We start from the raw sequence: 21,704 nt of genomic DNA on the forward strand, positions 1-21,704 counted from the left end.
AGCTAACCCGTTTTTCTTTCCAGAGCCCGTGGGGTAAACGTTGGGGTAAACAGCCGCAGCGCTGTCGGTTCTTCAACGGACCAGAAAAACGCCCACGACGACAGGAATCACCATCCCGGCGGCTGAGACTTCTCAAGTCTTGGTTTTGTGGTGGTCAAGCAACGATGAGCCGTTGCCTGTGCCGCTTCGCTCTATCGACTTCACTTCGCCGACGAACGGCAACTTCTTGCCAGACTGTCGCTACACCCCGCGCAGCACACTGAACTCTCGGAACAGCCGCGCCGGCAACGGCGTCCGCAACTTCCAGACGATGCTCATGGGCCGTTCGCCCTCGGCCGACTCCAGCGTGACTGGGCCGCAGGCACGGTAGGCCTCGCCCTTGCGTGTTCTCACGAAGAGTTGGAACTGCCATCCGTTGGTCGCGCTTTCGAGATAGCGCCTGCCTCCGGGCGTGTCCGGGCCGGCGCTGTTCTGGGATTGCCAGTGAAAGCGCTCGGCGCTGATCGCGTAGTCGTGATACGCGATGCGGTCGTGGTAGCCCTCGCTCTTGTCGAGCGTGACGAACAGCAGCTCGGTCTGGCGGCTGAGCAAAGACAGTGTGCCGGCCTGGAACGGCACGCGGCGTGACGCCGTCAGCCAGCGCACCGCCGTGAGGATTTCGCGAGCCCCGTAACCCGCATGCAGGCACAAGGGTGTGTCTTCGAGACCGGCCACAGGATGCGCGCCCAAGGTGCTGCGGGCCTGCAGAAGGGCAGACAGCTCCACCAGCTCGGCAGCGATGACCGGGTGAGCCTCCATGCGCTCCAGGAAGGCTTCATGCCCCGCTGCTTGCTCGTGGCGTCCATCGATCTGAAAGGCCAGCATCTGCACGCCCAGCGCGTCCTCTGCATTGAGTGCTGGTGAACTCCCTTGGCGCGAACCCACAGCCGTCATGACGTCGAGACGGCGCGGATCATCCACATGCAACAGATCGCCGAAGCGGCGGCTGAAGTAGTCCTCTTCAGGTCCGGGCTCTGAGACGATCAGGCCTGCATCACGCTTGAGCGATGTCCAGCCGCTGCGGCCTTGTCCGGTACCGGTGCGATAGATGTCTTCCAACTCCAGCGCCTGGTCGTGGAGGAAGTCGGCCAGTTGAATCGCTGATCGGCCACGCAGCGCCGCATAGGTCTGCAGCTCGGTCTTTAGACGGCGCCAGTTCTGCGACGTCAGGGATCGCAGGCCTTGTAGCACCTGTTCTCGCGTCTGGCGCTGCAAGTGAATGTGGCATCCGGGCGGCAAGCTGCCAAAGCCGTTCTCAACGCCGTCCACCAGTTCGCGTCTCGACAAGCCGGTCAGGCTCGACAACAGGCGGTCAAACCGGAACTCGGCGCGGTGCTGGCCCACGAAGTCGAGCACCAGGCAACTCTCTTTGCCGGGGGCCAAACGCAGGCCGCGACCGATCTGTTGCTGGAACAGCACCGGGCTCTGAGTGGGTCGCAACAGCAACAGCGTGTCCACCATCGGCAAGTCGATGCCCTCGTTGTAGAGATCCACCGTGACCAACGCGCACAACTCGCCGCTGAGCAGGCGTTGCGGCGCCCGTCGCCGCTCCTCTGGTGCCGTCGTGCCGACCACGCAGACCGCCGGCAGACCCGCGCGGTTGAGCCAATCGGTCATGAACTCGGCGTGCGCCACGGACACGCAGAAAACAATGGCGCGCGACTGCCGCGCATCGGACGCCAGGCGACGCCACTCGTTGATGACCAGCTTGGCGCGCACGTCGTTACCGGTGACCAGGTTGGCCACCGCCTCGCGCTCTCCAGGCCTGTCCCATGGCACTTCCGAAAAGTCGGTGGCGTCGTCGCAGGCGTAGTACTCGAACGGCGCCAGCAGTTGCAGGTCCAGCGCGTGCCACAGCCGCAGCTCGACCGCCGGGCTGCCATCCGGACGCGAATCGAAATACGGCGCGATGGGCTGCCCATCGCTGCGCTCAGGCGTCGCCGTCAGCCCGAGCAACACGCTGGGGCGAACGGCTTTGGCAAAAGCGTCGAACCGATCGGCCGCCAGGCGGTGGCATTCATCCACCACCACCGTGTGCCAGTGGTCGGCGCCAACGGTGGCCACCAGGTTGCGGCTGGTCACGCTGTCGATGGTGGCGAACAGGTGGTCCCAGCGCTCGGGTTGGTGGCTCCCGGTGAGCAGATCGCCGAACTCGGGATCGCGCAGCACCTCGCGGTAGGTGCGCATGGCCTGCCGCAGGATTTCCTCCCGGTGGGCCACAAACAGCAGGCGAGGGCGCCCACCTTCGATGCGGCAGGTGTTCCTATAGTCAAACGCGGCCACCACCGTCTTGCCGGTTCCGGTGGCCGCTACCAGGAGGTTCCGGGAGCGACCGTGGGCGCGCTCGGTGCTCAGCTGCTCCAGCATTTCCAACTGGTAGGTCTTGGGCTGCAGGTCGAAGAAGCTGATCGTGGCAGAGGGTTCGCCACCAAATGACTCTCGACCCAGTGCCGCCGCCAGGGCCTGCCGGTGTTCGACGTTGTCCGGGTCGTAGCGCTGAAACTCACTGTCCGCCCACAGCGTCTCGAAGTGAGCCACGGCGCGGGCAAACATCGCTTCTTGCGCGCGCTGGGTTAGCTTGACCGTCCACTCCAGCCCGCCGGTCAGTGCAGCTCCCGAGAGGTTGGCGCTGCCGACATACGCCGAACCAAAGCCGGTCTTGCGCTGGAACAGCCAGGCCTTGGCATGCAGGCGCGTGCGCCGGCCATCCAGCGACACGCGGACCTCACAGCCCGGCAGGCGCGCGAGTTCGTCCAGCGCACGTGCCTCGGTCGCACCTGTGTACGTGGTGGTGAGGATGCGCAGCCGGGTCTTCGGTAGCGCCTGTCCATCTTGCTGCGCACCCTTGGCCGTGATCTGTTGCAGCACATCCTGCAGCTTGCGCACGCCCGAGACGGTGATGAAGCTGACCAGGATGTCCACCTGATCGCTCGACGCCAGCTCGCGACGAATCTCCTGCAGCAGCGAAGGCGAGCCTTTGCCGGCCGTGAACAGCCAGGGCACGCCCAGCCCAATCTCCGGCGACACCGGGAACTGCTGGTCGCGTTGTACGGCCCTCAGGACACGCAATGGCGGCGCCACCAGGTCCACCACTTCGCCAGCCGCATTGGCACCGTCCGCGCTGCTTCCTGCGAGCCGCTGACGCAGCATCACCAGCAACCCATTCACCAGTTCGAGTTGTCGCTTCGCTTTCTCGGCCTCGTCGCCAGACACATCGTCGAGGATGGTCGAGAGCTGGCGGGTGATGACATCGGCCAGGAACTCGGCTGCACCACCTTTGAGTGCCGACACATCGGTCCGTGACGGGTCGAGGTCCGCCAGCGATCGGGCCAATCCCTCGGTCAACAACAGGTCATAGAGACCATCGGGCAATGCCATTGTTGTCCTTGGAATCAGTTGATCGGGCGCGTTCCGCGGCAGGCCGGGTAGCCGGTGCAGCCCCAGAACTCGTTGCCGGCGTTGGTGCCGCGTTTGGCGGTGCGCCGAACCATGGGTTTCGCGCACAGAGGACAAGCCAGCGCCTGGGTTGATAGAGCAGGGGCGTGAGCCACCGGCGCAGCAGGCTTCTGGGCAGGCGACCGATCGGCACCCGCCTGAGCTTGCCGCAGCAGCCTGTGCAGCTTCGGCCCATCGACCAGCGTCACGTTGCGGCCGCTGGCAAAGCTGATCGCCTCATCGGTGAACCGACCCGAGGTCACCACGAACCCGCCGGTGGCGCCCTTGGCGGCCATCACACCGTACAGCTCGCGCACCACGTCCACGCCCACCATGTAGGCGCGCCACTGCTTGCACTGCACGAGAAACTTTTCGCCGCCATTCTTGCCCGGCTTGGTGAGCACGAGGTCAATGCCACCGTCGGCACCGCCGCCCCCGGTTTCCACCACCTGGTAGCCCTGCAACCGAAAACCTTCCCCCACGAGCATTTCGAACTCGCGCCAGCTCATGCCATCGAGCGCGTCGGTCGCTTTGCTCCTGGCCACATCAGCAACCAGGTTCTTTCGCTCACGCCGCCGCCAGGCTGACGTGCCCGCACCCAGCAAGCAGATGAAAGGGAGGAGGTACTGGCCAACAGTGGCCAGTGATCTCCAGATGGACTGCGTGACCACCGCGCCCATTTGACCGGGCTGCGTTGGCGCTACCACCGGCAGGGATGCGATGCTATGAAGCACGAAGTAGCTCACCAGCGCCAGCAGCACGCCGGCCCACCAGGGCAGCATTGCCACCAGTTCCAGCAGGTCGTCGGCCGTGCTGGTTTTCTTGCGTCTCGCCATTCTTGAGTTCCTCCCTTGATCACCCGTGCTGCTTGGCAGCCAATTGCTGGCGCGCAGCCTATCCTGCCATCAATCCTATCCACCTCTCTTCTGCTTGATCGGATGGGGTCGGACCGTCCGACCCCTGCGATGGGGCGCGGTACCCGACTGGAAGGGCCGTGCATGGGCGGACAGATCAGGGAATGCCTTGTGGATCAGCCGCAATTTGTCAAACGGTTTGACAACGTAGTTCGGTGTCTGCCTTCAAAGGGAGAGACTGAATGCTGCGTGTTGCAGTCGAAGCCATAGTCCGGTGTGCAGCGAGTGCAGACGGTGAGTCCTGCCAGTCCAACTCACGCTGACTGACCCGAAGCGGCTGTTGGGTGCGGTGATCAGCATTGGCCCGAATGGCGGCTCTACGAGGTACTGCGGTCATAGGGATACCGCGAGCTGAATTGTGCCGCGCCACCGACCACTTCCACATGACCTGAGCTGATGCTTTCGACAAATCTCGGGCAGGTTAAATTTCAGTCTGGATGACTGCAGTACCCAGTTCGCTGGCAACGGTGAAGCAAGGTGATCTTAGTGGCTGCTCTCGGTAGAGGACAACGGGGATGACTGCGATCCTCGTGGGCGCGGCCTGAGGTTCGCCGCGCACCAGCCACTCAGAATCTGCGAACTGATGCCACCAGACTCGGGAATGTGGTGCCATAGTGCATATATCGGGAAATAAAAATGAAGCATGCTGCGTTGAGCATCCTAAGTGCATTTTTCTTGGAGTAGCTGCGGAAATCGATATCAAACCCCCAACAGCTCATTCAACGAGTCCATCTTTTCATCAAGTTCGCTAGCACTGAAACGTTCGACAATGCGGCCGTGCTCCATCACATAAAACCGGTCTGCCAATGGCGCTGCAAAGCGGAAGTTCTGTTCGACCATGACGATGGTGTAGTGCTTCTCACGCAGCGAGACGATCATGTGGGCCAGCACTTCGATAATCACCGGAGCCAGGCCTTCAGAAATCTCGTCCAAAAGCAATAGGCGAGCTCCCGTGCGAAGTATGCGCGCCACGGCCAGCATCTGCTGCTCACCGCCAGAGAGCCGAGTTCCAGGGCTGTGTCGGCGTTCGGCCAAATTGGGGAACATTTCGTAAATTTCCTCGAGCGACATACCTGGTGTGCCCGTCTTCAACACCGGCGGCAGCAGCAGATTCTCCTCGCACGACAGACTGGAGAAAATGCCACGCTCTTCGGGGCAATAGCCGATGCCAAGGTGGGCGATCCGATGTGTGGGCATGCCGATGGTCTCAGCACCGTTGACCTTGATCGAACCTCTCCGGGCGTCGGTCAGTCCCATGATGGCGCGCATGGACGTGGTGCGCCCTGCGCCGTTGCGGCCGAGCAAGGTGACGACCTCGCCTGGCCTGACGGCCATGTCCACGCCATGCAACACGTGGGATTCGCCATACCACGCCTCAAGACCGCTGATTTCCAGTGCGTGTGTATTGGTAGACGGGAGGTTCATATCAGTGCTGCCCTTGTAGTTGCCCGTCGGTCGTGCCCATGTAGGCCTCCATCACTTGCGAATTCTTCGACACATCGTCGTACGGCCCTTCCGCTAGCACCTCGCCGCGCTGCAACACCGTAATGCGGTTGGCAATGGTCGAGACCACTTTCATGTTGTGTTCGACCATGAGGACGGTGCGTCCGGTGGCGACCTTCCTGATGAGTTCCGTCACCCGGTCGACATCTTCGTGGCCCATGCCTTGCGTGGGCTCGTCGAGCAGCATCAGCTCAGGCTCCATCGCCAAGGTGGTGGCAATCTCTAGTGCCCGTTTCCGGCCATACGGCAGGTTCACGGTCATCTCGTCCGCGAGGTCTTCCAGTCCCACCTCCGTCAGCAATTGCATGGCGCGGTCGTCGAGCTTGTGCAGGCTGCGCGCGCTGCGCCAAAAATGAAAATCCGTTCCCAGTTTTCGCTGAAGTCCAATGCGGACGTTCTCGATAAGCGTCATGCGCGGGAACACGGCTGAAATCTGGAAGGAGCGGATCACGCCGCGCCGGGCAATCTGTGCCGGTTGTTCGTGAGTGATGTCATGTCCATTGAAGAAAATCTGACCCGAGGTTGGCTCCAGAAATTTGGTCAGCAAATTGAAGCATGTGGTCTTACCCGCGCCGTTCGGACCAATGAGCGCGTGGATGGTGCCGCGCTGAACCTGCAAGCTGATGTCGCTGACGGCTGTGAAACCTCTAAACTCTTTGCTCAGGCATCGAGTTTCCAGTATGAAGTCGCTCATTCTTTCTGCTCCCCCGAGACAGGCTTGTCGCCGTTCGAAAATAACCAGGCGCGGGCGCGCTCGATGAGCACTGTGAGCTCGCCCATGATTCCGCTGCGAAAAGTCAGAACGCAGATCACGAAGATGAGTCCGGTCACCATGCTGACCGACTCACCCAGCGAGTTGAACCACTCCACGCCGGAAAGTGCTGCGAAGAATTGCCCGAGTTCGCCTATCTTGTTTTCCAGCAAGACCACCACGGCAGCACCGACAATGGGGCCGGACAGGGTGCCCATGCCGCCCACCAGTGTCATCAGAATCACGTGGCCCGAGGAGGTCCAGTGCACGTCACTGAGCGTGGCGAAACCCAGAACCAACGTCTTGAGTGAACCCGCCAGGCCCGCGAGCCCCGCTGAGAGCACGAAAGCCAACAACTTGAAGCGATTTGTGTCGTAGCCCAACGAAATCGCGCGGGGCTCGTTTTCCTTGATTGCCTTGAGCACCTGCCCGTAGGGAGAGTGGATGGTGCGCACGATGAGCAGGAATGCAGCGGTCACGACTGCGAGCGCTACGTAATACATGACGAGATCGTTTTGCAGATCGACAAGGCCGAACAGCATTCCGCGCGGAATACCCTGGAGCCCATCTTCACCGCCGGTGAAGGGCGCTTGAAGACAAACAAAGTAGAACATCTGCGCCAAGGCCAACGTGATCATGGTGGAGTAAATGCCTTGGCGCCGGATGGAAAAAAACCCGATCAGCAAACCCAGCACCGCACCACTGAGTGTGCCGAGAAGCAGGCCCAGTTCCGGCGACAGACCCCACGCCTTGATGGAATGCCCCGCGGCGTAGGCCGCACCGCCGAGAAACGCGGCATGTCCAAAGGACAACAGACCGGTGTACCCGAGCAACAGATTAAAGGCTGCAGCAAAGAGTGAAAAGCACAGTATCTTCATAACGAAAATTGGATACGCGCCAATTGCCGGCGCCACGAGCAACCCCAGAAACACGAAGCTGTAGCCGATCAAGCGAAGTTTGTTTGCATTCATATTTGATTCTTCACTTCTCTTTGCCAAACAGGCCGGCCGGGCGGATCAAAAGCACAATCACCATGATGACAAACACGACGGTGGACGAAGCTTGGGGATAGAAGACTTTGGTGAGACCCTCGACAAGACCGAGCCCCAGGCCGGTGAGGATGGAACCCATGATGGAACCCATGCCTCCGATCACAACCACGGCGAACACCACGATGATCAGGTTCTGGCCCATGAGCGGCGAGACCTGGTAGATCGGCGCGGAAAGCACGCCCGCGAAGGCGGCCAGACCGGCGCCAAACGCGTAGGTCAGCGTAATCATTAAGGGCACGTTGATGCCGAATGCTTCCACCATCCGGGGGTTTTCGGTTCCTGCGCGCAGGTAGGCGCCCAGCCTGGTTTTTTCAATGACGTACCAGGTGACGGTGCAAACCAGCAAGGACACCACCACTACCCATGCACGGTAGTCGGGGAGGAACATAAAGCCAAGGTCTGTGCTGCCTTGCAGCAGTTCGGGTGTGTCGTAGTTCAAGCCCGACACGCCATATACCGACCGGAACGCACCTTCGATAAGCAGTGTCAGGCCGAGGGTGAGCAGCAGGCCGTACAAATGATCGAGCTTGTAGAGGCGCCGCAAAAAGAGGCGCTCGACCAGAATGCCGAAAACTCCGACCACCACCGGCGCCGCAATCAGCATGATCCAGTAATTGATACCCAGGTAGTCCATGGCCATCCAGGTCAGCACCGCTCCCAGCATGAACAGTGCGCCGTGCGCAAAATTGATGATGTTCAGCAGACCGAAAATAACTGCCAGTCCGAGACTGAGGATTGCATAGAACGAACCATTGACGAGCCCAAGAAAGAGCTGGCTCAATAGAACCGATAGATTGAACTGCATCAGTTGAGACCTCGGGAGATGTTCATGGTGTTGTTTGCATGTTTTTGAAGCTTCCGCGTGCTGAGGGTGCATGGCGCTCTCAGGGGCCGCCGTTGTTTACGGCGAAACGACCTACCACGCTTGCTCCAGGATCTGGAGAATTTGATTTCGATGGAAAATAGGTCGCGGATTGGTTTTCACCATCATGCTTTGCATGGCTGCGGTCGCGATGGTTGCGAAATGCTCTCGGCTCACGCCAACGTCACGCAGTTGCGTCGGCATGCCGAGATCCTTGGCCAGTTCTTCGATGAGGTCGCAGGCCGAAGAATCGGGCCGCCGCAAGGCCTGGCTGATCAAGGCCTGCCGTTCCTCGTTGGCCATCTGGTTGTATCGGAGAACGTTGTGCAGCATGACGCAGGATGTATGTCCGTGGGGGACTCCTGCGACAGCGCCGAGCTGGTGCCCGATTCCGTGACTCGCGCCCCATTCGATGCGGTTCAGCCCGGTACAGCAGAGCCAAACCGCCAGTTGGCTGTTCAGTCTCGCTTCGATCTGGCTTGGATCGGATTTCGTCTGACGCAGGGAGTCCGCCAGCATTGACAAACCATGAAGACATGTTGAGTCCGTGAAGGGCTGTGGGTTACGCGAACAAATGGTCTCTGCGGCGTGGTCGATGGCGCGCATGCCTGTTGAAAGCCACAACCAATCAGGGGTGTGCACAGTGATAGCCGGATCGAGAATCACCCGTTGCGCGCCAATTTCCCTTGCAGTGAACAGATCCTTTGTTTGCCTGTTTGTGTCGGTACAGCCGGCGAGGTTGCTGAACTCTGCACCGGACAGCGTCGTCGGAACGGCGATCTGGCGGATGGGCGGGTTCTTGATGGGCGGCACGTGCTTGCTGCCGTCTTCAAGCAGCCGGATGGCGAATGCATCGAATTGCTCCGGCGACTCCAGGTCTTCTGCAAGGCCGATCAACAACATCTTGACGGTGTCGATCGGTGTGCCTCCGCCAACCGTCACGATCAGGTCCGGTCGTGCAGAACGGACCGCTGCCAGTGCCCGAATAACGCTGTCCCGCGGCACGTGGGCGACACACTCGTCGAACAATCCGCAAAAACAATCACCTAGTGCTGTGGTAATGCTGCTCACCACGTCGGTCTTGCGGCTGAGCGATTGACTCGAAACCAGATACACCCGTTTGGCGCCCATTTCCCCGACGGTCTGCATTACCGCCTGAACACACGGCATGCCAAACAAGATGCTTTCCTGGGCGAGGAAGTCGTAGCGGCCAGAAGGAATCATTGGTTTGCCTTTTCTGTTGAACCTGAGGAGCGCCGAGTTGAAGCAAGGCTGTTCGGGATGCCATACATCGACCACGAATGAAGACGGCTTTTGCACAACATGCGTCGGAATCTCCAAGGTTCAGATGGGTTTGCGGTCGCTGTGCTGCTGGTACTCCTTCGCCCGGAGTTCACGCCGCAGCAACTTCCCAGTGGAGGTTTTCGGAATCCCCTCGATGAACTCGATGAGGCGGGGATATTTGTAGGGCGCCGTGGTCTTTTTGACATGGTCCTGCAGCGCCAGTACCAGCGCACCATCGCCCTCAACGCCGCTGCACAGTTTCACGAAGGCCTTGACGACCTCACCCCTTTCCGGATCGGGGCTGCCGACGACCGCGCACTCCATCACCGCAGGGTGTTCCATCAGGGCGTTCTCCACTTCCATCGGGCCGATTCGGTAACCTGCCGAACTGATGATGTCGTCGGTGCGACCTTGATAGAAGATATAGCCTTCTTCATCGATGACGACCATGTCTCCGGTCAGGAAGTATTCTTTCGATCCGCAAGTCAGCCGGGTTTTTTGCGTCAGTTCTGGATCGTTCCAGTAGCCCAGCATCACCTGGGGATTCGGCAGACAAAGCGCCAGTTGGCCCGCGGCGCCACGGGGCATGATGTCGCCCTGTTCATCGATGGCCACCATCTCGCTGCCAGGCAGCGCGCGCCCCATCGAGCCCGGCTTCTGAATCGATCCCGCCTGGTTCGCCACGGTCATCAGGGTCTCGGTCTGGCCATAGGCTTCGACCAGCGGAATTCCCGTCTGCTCGGTCCAGCGACGCGTCACTTCCGGATTGACCGACTCCCCTGCCGAAACCGCAAGCCGCAACCGCCACCCGGGTTCGGTAATACCCGGTTCGTTGATGAGCTGGCGAAACTCAGTGGCTGCGCCGCAAAACACGGTCACGCCGTATTTTTCGATCTTGAGCAGGCGGTCTGCAGGATCGAAGCGGCCGTTGTAGAAAAGCACGGTGCTGCCACACGACCAGGGTCCCCACAGAATGCTGGTGCCCGCTTTGCTCCATCCCGTATCGGCCGTGCACCACATGAGGTCCTGCTCGGTCAGTTCCTGCCAGAATTGGGCCGATACCCGCCAGGAAAACAGTGCACGGGCGGCATGGGCGACGCCTTTTGGCAGACCGGTGGAACCAGACGTGTAGTAAATCACCGCCGGATCATCGAGGCCGGTGTCGTCGCAGGTGAACGTCGTGCTGGCTCGGCTTACTTCGCTGTTGAAATCCAGCCAGCCGGGTTCTATGGCGGCGTCGATCCCTACAGCCAACCGGGTTGAAATGCCTGATCCAGTGAACTTGCCCATGTTCGCGGATGTGGTGACCGCAGCGGTCGCTCCGGCATGCCGGGCTCGGTATGTGACGTCCTTTTCGGTCAACATGTCGATGCACGGAATGGGTACAGCCCCCAGCTTGGTGCAGGCCACCATGATCAGTTGCCATTGCGGGATGCGGGGCAACATCACGATCACCCGGTCGCCCTTTTTAACCCCACACGTGCGCAGGAAATTGGCAGCCTGGTTCGACTGCCTGCTGATGTCGCTGAAGGTGTAGCGCTCTTCCTTTCCGGACTCTTCACACCAGATCAAGGCTTCCCGATCGGGCGTTCTTGCAGCCCAGTCGTCAACAACATCGCGGCCAAAGTTGAATGTCCTGGGCAAATCCCAACTGAATGCCTTGTATTCGTTCAGGTATTTGTCGTGGTTGATATTCATCGTCTGTCTCCTTGCTGTAACGCACGCGTCTATGTTTCTGTGTCTTGGGGGCTGGCATTCTGATGGCCAAGCTCAGATGACGTTTTGGTCTCTGAGCGATGCAATTTCCTGGTCAGTAAAGCCTGCTCCCAGCAGTGCCTCCTCATTGTGTTGGCCCAGCATGGGCGGTGCGAGCCTCACGTTTCCGGGTGTCCTGGAGAACTTGATGGGAAAGCCCAATTGCGGAATGCGGCCTTCACGCGGGTGGTCGATATGGAACAGCATTTGCCTGTGCTGCAACTGAGGGTCGGCAAAGGCTTCTTGTATGGTGTTCGCTGGCGTGGCCGGGATATCTGCCGCCTTCAGGCGTTCAAACCACTCCTGCGCCGTTGCGGTGAGGAACAGCGCCCGCAACACGGCGAACTGGTGCTCACATGCCTCCCCTTCGGGCCACTGGTCGGCCTTCAGTTCCGGGTGCCCTACCAGATCACAAAATGCGGCCCAGAAATGCGCCTCGATGGCACCCAGCGTCATGTGGCGACCATCGCTGCAAAGGAAAACGTTGTAGCAAGGCGCCGCGCCCAGGAAAGCCCGTTCACCGCCTTTGGGCTCCACACCGGCGAACAAATAATCCGCCGCGTGATAGGCCAGCCATGGAACGAGTCCGTCGGTCATGGAAATGTCGACGAACTGTCCTTGGCCGTCGGCCTGGCGAGCCTGCAGCGCCGCCAGGATTCCAAACGCGGCCATCAGCGAGCCGCCGCCCACATCGGCAATCGACAGGCCGGGCACGATGGGGCCGGTCGCGGGTGTACCGAACAGATGCAGGCCGCCCGCGAGCGCCAGGTAGTTGAGGTCGTGGCCCGCCACCTTCGCATAGGGCCCGTCTTGCCCATAACCGGTGATGGCGCAATAGACCAAGCCGGGATTAGTCTCCCGCAGCGATTCGTAGCCCAATCCCAGGCGTTCCATCACGCCTGGGCGGAAGCCCTCAACGACTACATCGGCAGTGGAAGCCAGGCGTCGGAGGACCACTTTGCCTTCTTCGCTCTTGAGGTCCAGGGTCAGGCTTCTCTTGTTCCGGTTGAGCAGCAGGAACGAGCCGGACTCCTCCTTGCAAAGCGGTTCGAAGGCTCGGTTGTAGTCGCCCCCGATGGGGTGCTCAATCTTCAGCACGTCGGCGCCGTAATCGGCCAGCATCTGGGTGCAAAAGGCACCGGGCAGCAGGCGCGTGAGGTCGAGCACCTGGATGCCGGCCAGAGCGCGTTGCTTGTCGGGTTTTGAGGGATTGTGCATATCAAGCAGCAGTCCAACCGCCGTCAACCATGAGGCTGTGGCCCGTGACATACGACGAGGCCGAGGAGGCAAGGAACACCGCCGCGCCATGGACTTCATCGGCGCGGCCAAAGCGGCCCATGGGAATCCGTGCCAGCAGCCGTGGCCCGATGTGGGGGTGAGCGACCATGTTGGCCGTGAGGTCGGTTTCCACGAAACCATAGGCGATGGCGTTGACCCGGATGCCATGTTCGGCCCAGTCGTGCGCGAGCGATTTCGTCAGCTGCTCGACCCCACCTTTCGAGGCGCCGTAGGGCACCTGCCGCTTCAGTCCGATGTGTCCCGCGATGGAGCTGATGTTGATGATGGAGCCGCCCTTGCGCGCGATCATCAGAGCACCCAGGTGGCGGCAGCAGTTGAATACGCCGGTGAGATTGACCCCGATGATCTGGTCCCAGTCCGAACGCTCTGTTTTCTCCATGGAGGCGTAGTGAGGGTCTATCCCGGCGTTGTTAACCAGAATATCCAGGCCGCCATATTGCGCAGTCACCTGTTCGCGCAGGCGAATGACGTCGGCCTCGTTCGATACGTCGGCTAGCATGTGAGCGGCGCGCCCGCCACGTTGCCCAATGACATCCACTGTCTCCTGCATGGACGCCGTGGTGCGGCCGCAGACCACCACCGTGGCGCCGCTGGCCGCTAGGGCTTCGGAAATCGCCCGTCCGATACCGCGACCACCGCCGGTGACCATGGCGATTTTTCCGGTCAAGTCAAAACTGCTCACTGCGCTTTCTCCTCACGCGTCACGCGGCGGCTGATCGCCCATCGGTGCACCTCTGAAGGGCCGTCGTAAATGCGGAATGCTCGAAGTTCGCGGAATGCCCGTTCGACGATGGTGTCCCCGGTCACACCCAGGCCACCAAGAATCTGCACACAGCGGTCCGCAACCCGGTACAGAGCCTCTGAGACAATCACTTTGGCCACGCTGGACTCGTGCCTTCCATGCTTGCCTTGGTCCAGCGTCCAGGCGGTGTGCCAGATTGTGAGTTGGCACACATGCAAGTCGATTTCGTTGTCGGCGAGCATGAAACCGATGCCTTCGTGTTCTGAAAGTGGCTTGCCAAAAGCCTGGCGGCGTTTCGCGTAGTCGATGGCGACTTCGTTGGCGCGGCGAGCCACACCCAGCCAGCGCATGCAATGCGTCAGCCGAGCCGGCGCCAGGCGAACTTGCGCATACCGCAGGCCCTGCCCCAGTTCGCCCAGGATGTGACTGGCCGGAATGCGCAAGTCGCGGAATTCGATTTCAGCATGTCCACCGGTGAAGCTGGAGTCGATGCTGTCGATGCTCCTGACGATGTGGATGCCGGGCGCGCTCATGTCGGTCAAAAACATGGTCGGCCCACCGCCGGAACCCGCGGCCTTGGCCATCACAATGGCGAAGGCCGCGCCACTCGCTCCGGTGATCAGCCACTTGCGACCGTTGATGACGTAGTCGTCGCCATCGCGCTCCGCCGTAGTCGCCAGAAGGCTGGGGTCGGAACCGGCCCCCGGATGTGGCTCGGTCATGCAGAAGCACGAGCGCACCTCACCACTGGCCAGCGGTTTGAGCCAGCGTTGCTTTTGCTCTTCTGAAGCCACTTCCTCCAGCAAGTGCATGTTGCCCTCGTCTGGCGCCGCGCAGTTCAGCGCGAGGGGCCCCAACATGGAGTGTCCAGCTTGCGCGAAGACCACCGCCCGGCCCAGGTGCGACAAGCCCAACCCACCCCATTTTGTGGCCACATGTGGCGAGAGCAGGCCAGCCTGGCGGGCGAGGCCCACCAACTCCAGGCGCAGCGCATCGGTGGGGCCGTGGCTGTCCTGACGTGGATCGGATTCGTAGGGAACCACCCGTTCGCGGACAAAGGTCGCAGTTCGTTTTTCTAGGTCCAGCAGCTCTGGAGGCAATGTGAAGTCGATCATGGAGTCGTTCCTGTATGTTCATTGAAATGAGTCAGACATGGCGCCCTTGCGCCAGGTCGTGGGTGAATTCCAGCAACCCGTGTGAGAGTTCACCGAAGCGGCTGTAGCGCGGGTCGGTGGTCGCCCCGCTGCGGTAACGGGCGTGGAGCTGCATGAACACCACGCTCAGTTTGAAGAGGCACAACACGCGGTAGAACGCCAAGTTCGAGACATCACGGCCCGTGGCGCAGGCGTAGGCCTGCACCACATCGTTGCGGCTCGGAAACCCGTAGCCTGCGGTCGGCATTTGAGCCAGTTCTTGCATGGCTGGTGGGTCGCCGGCCTCTGTCCAGTAGCTCAGCATCGTGGCCAAGTCGAACAGGGGATCGCCGCGGGTCGACATGTCCCAGTCGAGCAGCGCCAACGGCTCAAGGGTCTGCGGATGCAGGATCAGGTTGTCCAGCTTGAAGTCGGCATGCAGAAGGGTGGGCGGCAGCTCGGATGGTCTGTTTTTCTCAAGCCATGCAGAAATGAAGCGGACCGACTGGTGTTGCTCGTCTTTGGATGCAAGTTCTGCGCGCCGCGTCCAGCCGCTCACCGCGCGGGCCAAGAATCCCTCAGGTTTGCCAAGATCGCCCAGGCCTGTTTTGGCTGGATCAAGCGCATGCAGCTGCACAAGTAGATCCACCATCGACCCAGCCAGCTTTTGGCCGATGGCCGGGGCCACGATGTCGGGCGGCAAGTGCGCGCCGCTGATGACGCGCCCGGACCGGTATTCCATGATCTGGAAATGTGCGCCCATCACGGCGTCGTCGTCGCAGTACAGCACGGAGCGAGGCGCGTAAGGATAGTGTGGAGCGAGCGCTTGAAGCACCCTGTGCTCGCGAGCCATATCATTGGCACCTGGCAGCACTTCACCCAGGGGCGGGCGACGCAGGACATAGTCGGTGCCATCGATTTCCACCAGGTAATTCAGGTTGGCCAGCCCACCGGCAAACTGCCTTGGCGCGTGCTCCAGGTTGAGGCGCATGCCCTGGCCTGACAAGTATTGGCTGACGTTATCCCATGGCAAAGGCACGGTATCGCCCGCGGTCCGCAGGTTGGGCCCCGCACCCAGGGCATCTGTTGATGGCGCCTGAGCGAGCACCCTTGCCTGTCCGAGGTAGCCGGATTGTGCTGTGATGGACGTACTGTTCATGTTCCGTTTGCAAAGTATTCGCAATAGCGCAATGTGCGGCGATCGCCAAGTTCGCCGGGTGTCACATTGGTCCTGGCAAGAGCCGTTATTCGGGCAGGGGCCAGGATTGGGTTTCCGATGGAACCCCCCCCTGCGATGGATTTTTTTCTATTTCTTGAGCAATGCGCAGGTGGACTTTTCCAGTGGAATGAAGGCTTGGTCGCCTGGCGTTATCTGGCGAACGTGGTAGTAGTCCCATGGGTATTTGGACTCTGACGGCCTTTTGACTTGCAGCAGATACATGTCGTGCACCATGCGGCCGTCCTCACGCAGCTTGCCGTTGCGAGAGAACATATCTTCGACCGGCATACTCCGCATTTTTTTGAGGACAGGCATCATCTCGTCGGTGCTTGCTGCGGCGATGCCTTTGAGGTAGTGAAGAACCGATGAATAGACGGAGGCTTGGACCATGGTTGGCATCCGTTTTTGCTTTTCGAAGAACCGCTTGGACCAAGCCCTGGTTTTCTCGTCAAAATCCCAATAGAACGCCTCCGTCAAGTACATGTTCTGCGCCTTGCTCAGCCCCAAACCATGCACATCGGTGATGAACATCAGCGTGGCTGCCAAAATCTGTTGTTTGGTGATGCCAAATTCCACGGCTTGCTTGATCGAATTGGTGGTGTCATTGCCGGCATTGGCCAATGCGATGACTTTGGCCTTCGATCCCTGGGCAGTCAGCAAGAACGAAGAAAAATCTGGCGCGGAAAATGGGTGCTTGATGCTGCCAAACACCTGCCCCCCGGATGCCTTCACCACGTCCGCGGCATCCTTCTCCAGAGCATGGCCACCCGCATAGTCAGCGGTCAAGAAGAACCAAGTGTCCCCCCCCTGTTTCATGACTGCACGGGCGGTGCTCGCGGCCAGCGCGTAGGAGTCATAAGCCCAGTGAAGCCCGGATGGTGTACATTCTTCGTTGGTGATCCGGGTGCTTGCAGCACCGGAAAAGATCGCGAACCGGCCTTTTTCCTTGGCGATATTGAGGACGGCCAGAGCAGCGGCCGATGACGGGACGTCAGCAATCATGTCGACGCCGTCCGCGTCAAACCATTGGCGCGCTCTTGTTGACGCGACGTCGGCCTTGTTCTGGTGATCGGCGAAGACCAGCTTGATCGGAAAAGTGGTCTTGGTGGACTTCTTGAAATCCTCGATGGCCAGCTCGGCCGCCAACACCGAACCCGGTCCCGACAGGTCGGAAAAGATGCCCGACATATCTGTCAGGACACCGATTCGTACTTCGTTGTCGCTTAACAGAAGTGGCTGCGCGCCAACCCCCATCGAAAGCATGATCGTGCCTGCGCCGAGCAGGTGGGCCAATTTAAGATTGTTCTGCATTTGGGATGTCTCCGTTGAGGTCACACTTTTCAAGGCCCCACGCCTCGTTTGTCTGACTGTCAGACAATCATTGCGTTGATGCAGTTTCCGTTCAACGGTGTAAACCATACTTGACAGCTTGACTTTAAAAGCGTAGTCGTGAAAATCTAGACATCCCTAGATGCTGATCCGAACTTGGATGTAGGATGGTCGGACATTCGCGTCACCAGACGCGCGCCGTTGAACAGAGGAATTTGCAGTCCAGATTCTTGCCTGCGCGGCTAAAAGCACAGGCGTTGAAAGATGAAAGCAAACTTCGAAAAGCTCAAGAAAGTACCGGCCTACAGGGCGCTGGCTGAAGCCATGACCGAGCAAATACTCGACGGACGATTGGAAGAGGGCGAACAAGTGCCAACCGAGTCGGAGTTGTGCGAGATGTTCGGCGTCAATCGCTCGACCGTAAGAGAAGCCATCCGGGTTTTGGAAGAGGCCAACCTGATACGGAGGGAACACGCCAGGAAGCTTCTGATCAGCAAGCCTTCGCACCAAGAAATCGGATCCCAGCTCGAACGTGCCTTGTTGCTGCATGAAGTGACCTTTGACGAACTTTGGGAGGCTATGCACCTTCTCGAGCCGCAGATGGCAAGGCTTGCCGCTCAGCAACCGCAAGCGGCGCTGATTGAAAGACTGACTTTGAACATCGAAGCCACCCAGGAGGCGCTGTCGCGAGGCGAGTCGCTGGTTAGGCTCGATATCGAATTCCACGGTTTGATCGCCCAAATGTGCGCCAACAGGGCCCTCAACCTCGCACGTGAACCCATCAGTCGGCTCTTTTACCCGTCTTTCCAGCGCGTCATGGCCAAGGTTCCGGTGGCTGGCCAGCGGCTTGTCGGCGCACATAAAGCCATCCTGGATTCGCTCATCAGGGGAGACGGTGCCGCAGCTGAAATGTGGATGCAAAAACACATCACTGACTTCAAGCGCGGGCTGGAGCTCGCCAGCGTCGACGTCAAGTCTCCTGTGGGTTGATAGGCTCTGAGTTTTTCCCCGAGCTGCGACTCCCGGCGCGCGCCCTGTTTCTCCCTCCATCCACAGTAGTTGTACGGTTTCATAGCCATGGCCAGATCGAATGGCTCTTCAGGGTCGGGCACAGCCGCTCACTTCAGTCGCGACGAGTCGTTCTCGAAGCGCTGACCAAGCTGGCCTATGTTGAGTGGCAGGTGACGGAGGTGCAGCGGTTGTTCGACCCTTCCATCCTTGAATGACCGCTGACCGTGGGGGCCGACATTCAAGCGAGCAAGGTCAGCGGCAGCAAGCAGCCTTGAAGCGACCTTCGATTTTCCACTTGCGTCATTGCAGCGAGTGCTGCTGGTGGGTGCGCCTAGGTGAGTTCACGCCTTCTGCCTCGAAGCGGCTTTTCGGCGTGGCGACGTACACTGACTCGAACGGCTTCTATAGGAGGGACTGCGGCCACAGGTTTGCGCGACCCGGTCGGCGCCGCCTCACTGTCTGCGCTCCAGGTTCTTTTTCGGGCAGGCTACCAATCCGTAGAGCGTGATCTCTGCTTCCTACGCTCAAAGGATAGGGACAGGTTGTCTATCTGATCAGGGAAGTCCAAAGAACGGGGAATGCTGTTCAAACAACAGGGGCCACCATATGCCAGCTCCACCTAACAGGATTTGCAAATCGTCTGGGACCCCACCCAGTTGCTCAGCGGGCCGCTCAAGTCCATGCCACGCCGCAATGCAGTCATCTCGGCCACGATGCTCATGGCGATTTCGGGAGGCGTGAGGGCCCCGAGGTTCAGCCCCACAGGACCGTGCAGGCGATCGGCTTCTTCTGGGCTAACGTCGAACTCCAGTAGGCGTTCGCGGCGCTTGGCGTTGTTTTGCAGCGAGCCAAGTGCGCCAACGTAAAACGCGGGGGTGCGCAGCGCCTCCATGAGCGCAAGGTCATCGAGCTTGGGGTCGTGGGTGACTGCGACCACGGCGCTGTTGTGGTCCAGGTGCATGGCCAGCACCAGGTCGTCGGGCATCGTGGTGGACAGCGTCACGCCAACCACGGACTCCCAGCCTTCGTGGTATTCCGTGCGCGGCTCGCAGACGGTGACCTGGTAGTCGAGCATGACGGCCATGCTTGCCAGGTAACGCGACAGCTGGCCGCCGCCGATGATGAGCAGGCGTAGGCGCGGACCGTGCACGGTGGTGAGCGTGGCGCCGTCGAAGCCGACGCGGTCACCCTCTAGGGCGGGCTCGTGGCGCACCAGGCCGGTGGCCATGTCGAGCCTGCGCTGCACACGCTTGTGGTTCTGGATGCTGCTCAGCAGTTCGCGCAATTGCGATTGCGGCGAGAGCGGCTCCAGCACGATCTGCACCGTGCCACCGCAGGGCAGGCCGAAGCGGCGCGCCTCCTCGGCCGTCTCGCCGTAGGTGGTGGTTTCGGGCCGGCGCAGTGCCAGATCGCCGCGCGCCACGCGGCCGATCAGGTCGTCTTCGATGCAGCCGCCCGAGACCGATCCAGCCACCTGGCCGTCGTCGCGGATCACCATCAGCGAACCCGGCGGGCGCGGCGCCGAGCCCCAGGTGCGCACCACGGTGCCGAGCACCACGCGGTGGCCACGGCCTTGCCAGTCGAGGGCGGTGCGGATCACGTCGATGTCGATGCTGTTCATGGGGAATCGCTCCGTGCAAGGGGAAGGGGGTGGGGTGGCGTCGGGCGCCAACCGGTCGCGAGCAGCGCGAGAAGGGCAGCGCCGCCGATGAGGCTGTAAGCCAGTTGCTGGGCCCATGGGCCGGTCGTGGGGCTGAGCCAGCCCACGGCGAGCAGCAGCGCCGGTCCACACAAGGACCAACCAGCGACAGCGAGAGGCGAGGGAGGGAACGCTTCGGACCGATGCCGCCCCGCGTGCACCGACCAGGCCAGCGCCAGCAGGCCCATGCCCACCAGCCCATGGGTGGCACCCGTGCCGGCGAGCAACACGCCCGCACCCAATGCCAGCAGCGCGAGCGGCAGGCGCTCGGCCCACGGTGCGCTCAGGTGGCGCGGCACCAGGTCGAGGCGGGTGAGAACTGGCAGCGCCGCCATGGCGCCCAGATGCACCATGACCGCGGTGGCCGGCGACCAGCCTGCGGCGCTGCACCAGGCATTGTTCAGCCACAGCGTGCCCATCATCAGGCCCATCGCCGTGGCCGGCAGGGCGCTGGCAGCGGAGGGAGCGGCGTCTGGCGCGTTGGGCACCGTGGGCGGGCGGCCCAGCGCCGCCGCGAGCAGCAGCACCACCGACGCGGCCCACAGGCTGTGCATCGCTGGCAGTGCGCCGGTGGTGCACAGCGCGGTGAGCGCCGCGGCCAGCAGCGGCGGCCCGCCCGACCAGCTGCGGCGGCACGCGCCGCGCGCCACCGGCACGTCCAGCGAGGCCGACCACGCGGCCCACACGGTGGCGAGCACCAGCAGAGCCACGTGGCCGGTGGCGGCGGGTTGCCATTGGCCCACGAGCAGCGCACCCAGCGCCGTGGTGGCGCCCAGCAGGGGGGCAACCGTTGGCGCGAGCCGCGCGGGCAGGCCGGCCTGGGCGAACAGCAGCCGCAGCGCCCACCACAGCGCCACAGGCAGCACGCCGCTGGCCACCGACCAGCCCAGTCGCTGACCCTGTGCGCCCAGCCACACCCAGCCCATGAGCAGCGCGGTCCAGCGGGCCAGCGCGAGGGCCTCGGGGGGCAAGTGAATCCTAGACATGGCTGTAGCCGTGCAGCTGGTCGGAGCCCGCCACCGCGTGCACGCTGGCATTGAACGAGACGATGATACGGTCGGCTTCGCCGTCGTACGGCATGGCCTGGTGGGGCAGCCACGACGGGAACACCACCAGCTGGCCGGGCACCGGCTCGATGTCGATGTGGGCTGACTGCAGGTAGGCGTTGCCGAAGTCCATGTGGGCGCCGCCCAGGTGGTTGAAGTGTGGGCCGTAGAAGCGCGTCACGCCGTTGGTGGCGCCCAGCAGCGGATGGGCTTGGCGCTGTGTCACTTCGTCAATCTGCACACAGTACACGCCCGACCACGAACAGTTGCCGTGCGTGTGCACGTCGTGGTGGCTACCCCGGTTGGCGATCTGGAACCAGAGGCCGCGCAAGGCGATCTGCAGGCCTGGCGCGGCCTCGGGCCAGGCGCCCTGATTGGCGAGCGCGACGGTCTGGCGCAGGCCATCCACGGTGAATTTCACCAACGCTTCCCATTCGGGGAGCCGGATGCGCTGCAGCAGGTCGTCGCGGCTGGCGTAGAAGGCCGCCGCCGGATCGGCGCGCTCGTCGCTCGCGCGCAGGGCGCGGAACACGCGCACCAGCAGCGGGTTGATGTCGTGTGCCTGCGCGAAGCGATGCACGCCCAGCGGCGTGGACCAGAGCGGGAGCAGCGGATCCGGGGTCATGGACTC

17 protein-coding genes are annotated in these 21,704 nt (G+C 61.5%); 1 reads left to right on the plus strand and 16 read right to left on the minus strand.

The genetic code is table 11. From position 1 onward, the window contains the following. Positions 1-240: 240 nt before the first annotated feature. The 13 genes from K5880_RS17745 to K5880_RS17805 all read right to left on the minus strand — a co-directional run bounded on the left by K5880_RS17745 (position 241) and on the right by K5880_RS17805 (position 17,281). A complete protein-coding gene (locus K5880_RS17745; RefSeq protein ID WP_297655366.1) occupies positions 241-3,417 on the minus strand; it encodes a DEAD/DEAH box helicase in 3,177 nt (1,058 codons plus the stop codon). Positions 3,418-3,431: 14 nt separating this feature from the next. Then, entirely contained in the window at positions 3,432-4,310 is an 879-nt protein-coding gene (locus K5880_RS17750) for a restriction endonuclease (RefSeq protein ID WP_297655369.1), read from the minus strand. A gap of 777 nt (positions 4,311-5,087) precedes the next feature. Next, entirely contained in the window at positions 5,088-5,813 is a 726-nt protein-coding gene (locus tag K5880_RS17755; RefSeq protein ID WP_297655370.1) for an ABC transporter ATP-binding protein, read from the minus strand. Between the two features lies 1 nt (position 5,814). Further along, a complete protein-coding gene (locus tag K5880_RS17760; RefSeq protein WP_297655373.1) occupies positions 5,815-6,585 on the minus strand; it encodes an ABC transporter ATP-binding protein in 771 nt (256 codons plus the stop codon). Beyond that, positions 6,582-7,613: a branched-chain amino acid ABC transporter permease gene (locus K5880_RS17765; protein ID WP_297655376.1), complete on the minus strand. Its 1,032-nt coding sequence runs from the start codon at positions 7,611-7,613 to the stop codon at positions 6,582-6,584. Before K5880_RS17765 ends, K5880_RS17760 begins: the two co-directional genes overlap by 4 nt. 10 nt (positions 7,614-7,623) lie before the next feature. Beyond that, positions 7,624-8,499 (minus strand): branched-chain amino acid ABC transporter permease, encoded by an 876-nt coding sequence (locus tag K5880_RS17770; RefSeq protein ID WP_297655379.1) that lies wholly within the window; start codon positions 8,497-8,499, stop codon positions 7,624-7,626. 111 nt (positions 8,500-8,610) lie between these two features. Continuing rightward, entirely contained in the window at positions 8,611-9,897 is a 1,287-nt protein-coding gene (locus K5880_RS17775) for an iron-containing alcohol dehydrogenase (RefSeq protein WP_297655381.1), read from the minus strand. 3 nt (positions 9,898-9,900) lie between these two features. After that, entirely contained in the window at positions 9,901-11,538 is a 1,638-nt protein-coding gene (locus tag K5880_RS17780; protein ID WP_297655384.1) for an AMP-binding protein, read from the minus strand. Between the two features lie 72 nt (positions 11,539-11,610). After that, positions 11,611-12,813 carry a CaiB/BaiF CoA-transferase family protein gene (locus K5880_RS17785; RefSeq protein WP_297655387.1) on the minus strand — a complete coding sequence of 401 codons (1,203 nt, stop codon included), beginning with the start codon at positions 12,811-12,813 and terminating at the stop codon, positions 11,611-11,613. Between the two features lies 1 nt (position 12,814). After that, a complete protein-coding gene (locus K5880_RS17790) occupies positions 12,815-13,576 on the minus strand; it encodes a glucose 1-dehydrogenase (protein WP_297655390.1) in 762 nt (253 codons plus the stop codon). Beyond that, a complete protein-coding gene (locus K5880_RS17795; protein WP_297655447.1) occupies positions 13,573-14,748 on the minus strand; it encodes an acyl-CoA dehydrogenase family protein in 1,176 nt (391 codons plus the stop codon). Before K5880_RS17795 ends, K5880_RS17790 begins: the two co-directional genes overlap by 4 nt. Before the next feature lie 34 nt (positions 14,749-14,782). Further along, entirely contained in the window at positions 14,783-15,928 is a 1,146-nt protein-coding gene (locus tag K5880_RS17800) for a phosphotransferase family protein (RefSeq protein WP_297655392.1), read from the minus strand. Positions 15,929-16,075: 147 nt separating this feature from the next. Then, on the minus strand, positions 16,076-17,281 hold the full coding sequence (locus K5880_RS17805; RefSeq protein ID WP_297655395.1) for an ABC transporter substrate-binding protein: 1,206 nt from the start codon (positions 17,279-17,281) through the stop codon (positions 16,076-16,078). Between the two features lie 300 nt (positions 17,282-17,581). On the opposite strand from K5880_RS17805, the gene K5880_RS17810 reads away from it, so the two are divergent. Next, positions 17,582-18,307: an FCD domain-containing protein gene (locus K5880_RS17810; RefSeq protein WP_297655398.1), complete on the plus strand. Its 726-nt coding sequence runs from the start codon at positions 17,582-17,584 to the stop codon at positions 18,305-18,307. Positions 18,308-18,947: 640 nt separating this feature from the next. On the opposite strand, the gene K5880_RS17815 is transcribed toward K5880_RS17810, so the two are convergent. The 3 genes from K5880_RS17815 to K5880_RS17825 are packed head-to-tail and all read right to left on the minus strand — an operon-like array spanning position 18,948 to position 21,698. Continuing rightward, complete coding sequence (locus K5880_RS17815; protein ID WP_291216895.1) at positions 18,948-19,949, minus strand: XdhC family protein; 1,002 nt, start codon at positions 19,947-19,949, stop codon at positions 18,948-18,950. Further along, entirely contained in the window at positions 19,946-21,013 is a 1,068-nt protein-coding gene (locus K5880_RS17820) for a hypothetical protein (protein ID WP_291216892.1), read from the minus strand. The genes K5880_RS17815 and K5880_RS17820 overlap by 4 nt, the downstream gene beginning before the upstream one ends. Then, positions 21,006-21,698 carry a TIGR02466 family protein gene (locus K5880_RS17825; RefSeq protein ID WP_291216889.1) on the minus strand — a complete coding sequence of 231 codons (693 nt, stop codon included), beginning with the start codon at positions 21,696-21,698 and terminating at the stop codon, positions 21,006-21,008. Before K5880_RS17825 ends, K5880_RS17820 begins: the two co-directional genes overlap by 8 nt. Between the last annotated feature and the right edge of the window lie 6 nt (positions 21,699-21,704).

Source organism: Hydrogenophaga sp., from assembly GCF_025699295.1.
In the GTDB taxonomy this organism is placed as follows: Bacteria; Pseudomonadota; Gammaproteobacteria; order Burkholderiales; family Burkholderiaceae_C; genus Hydrogenophaga.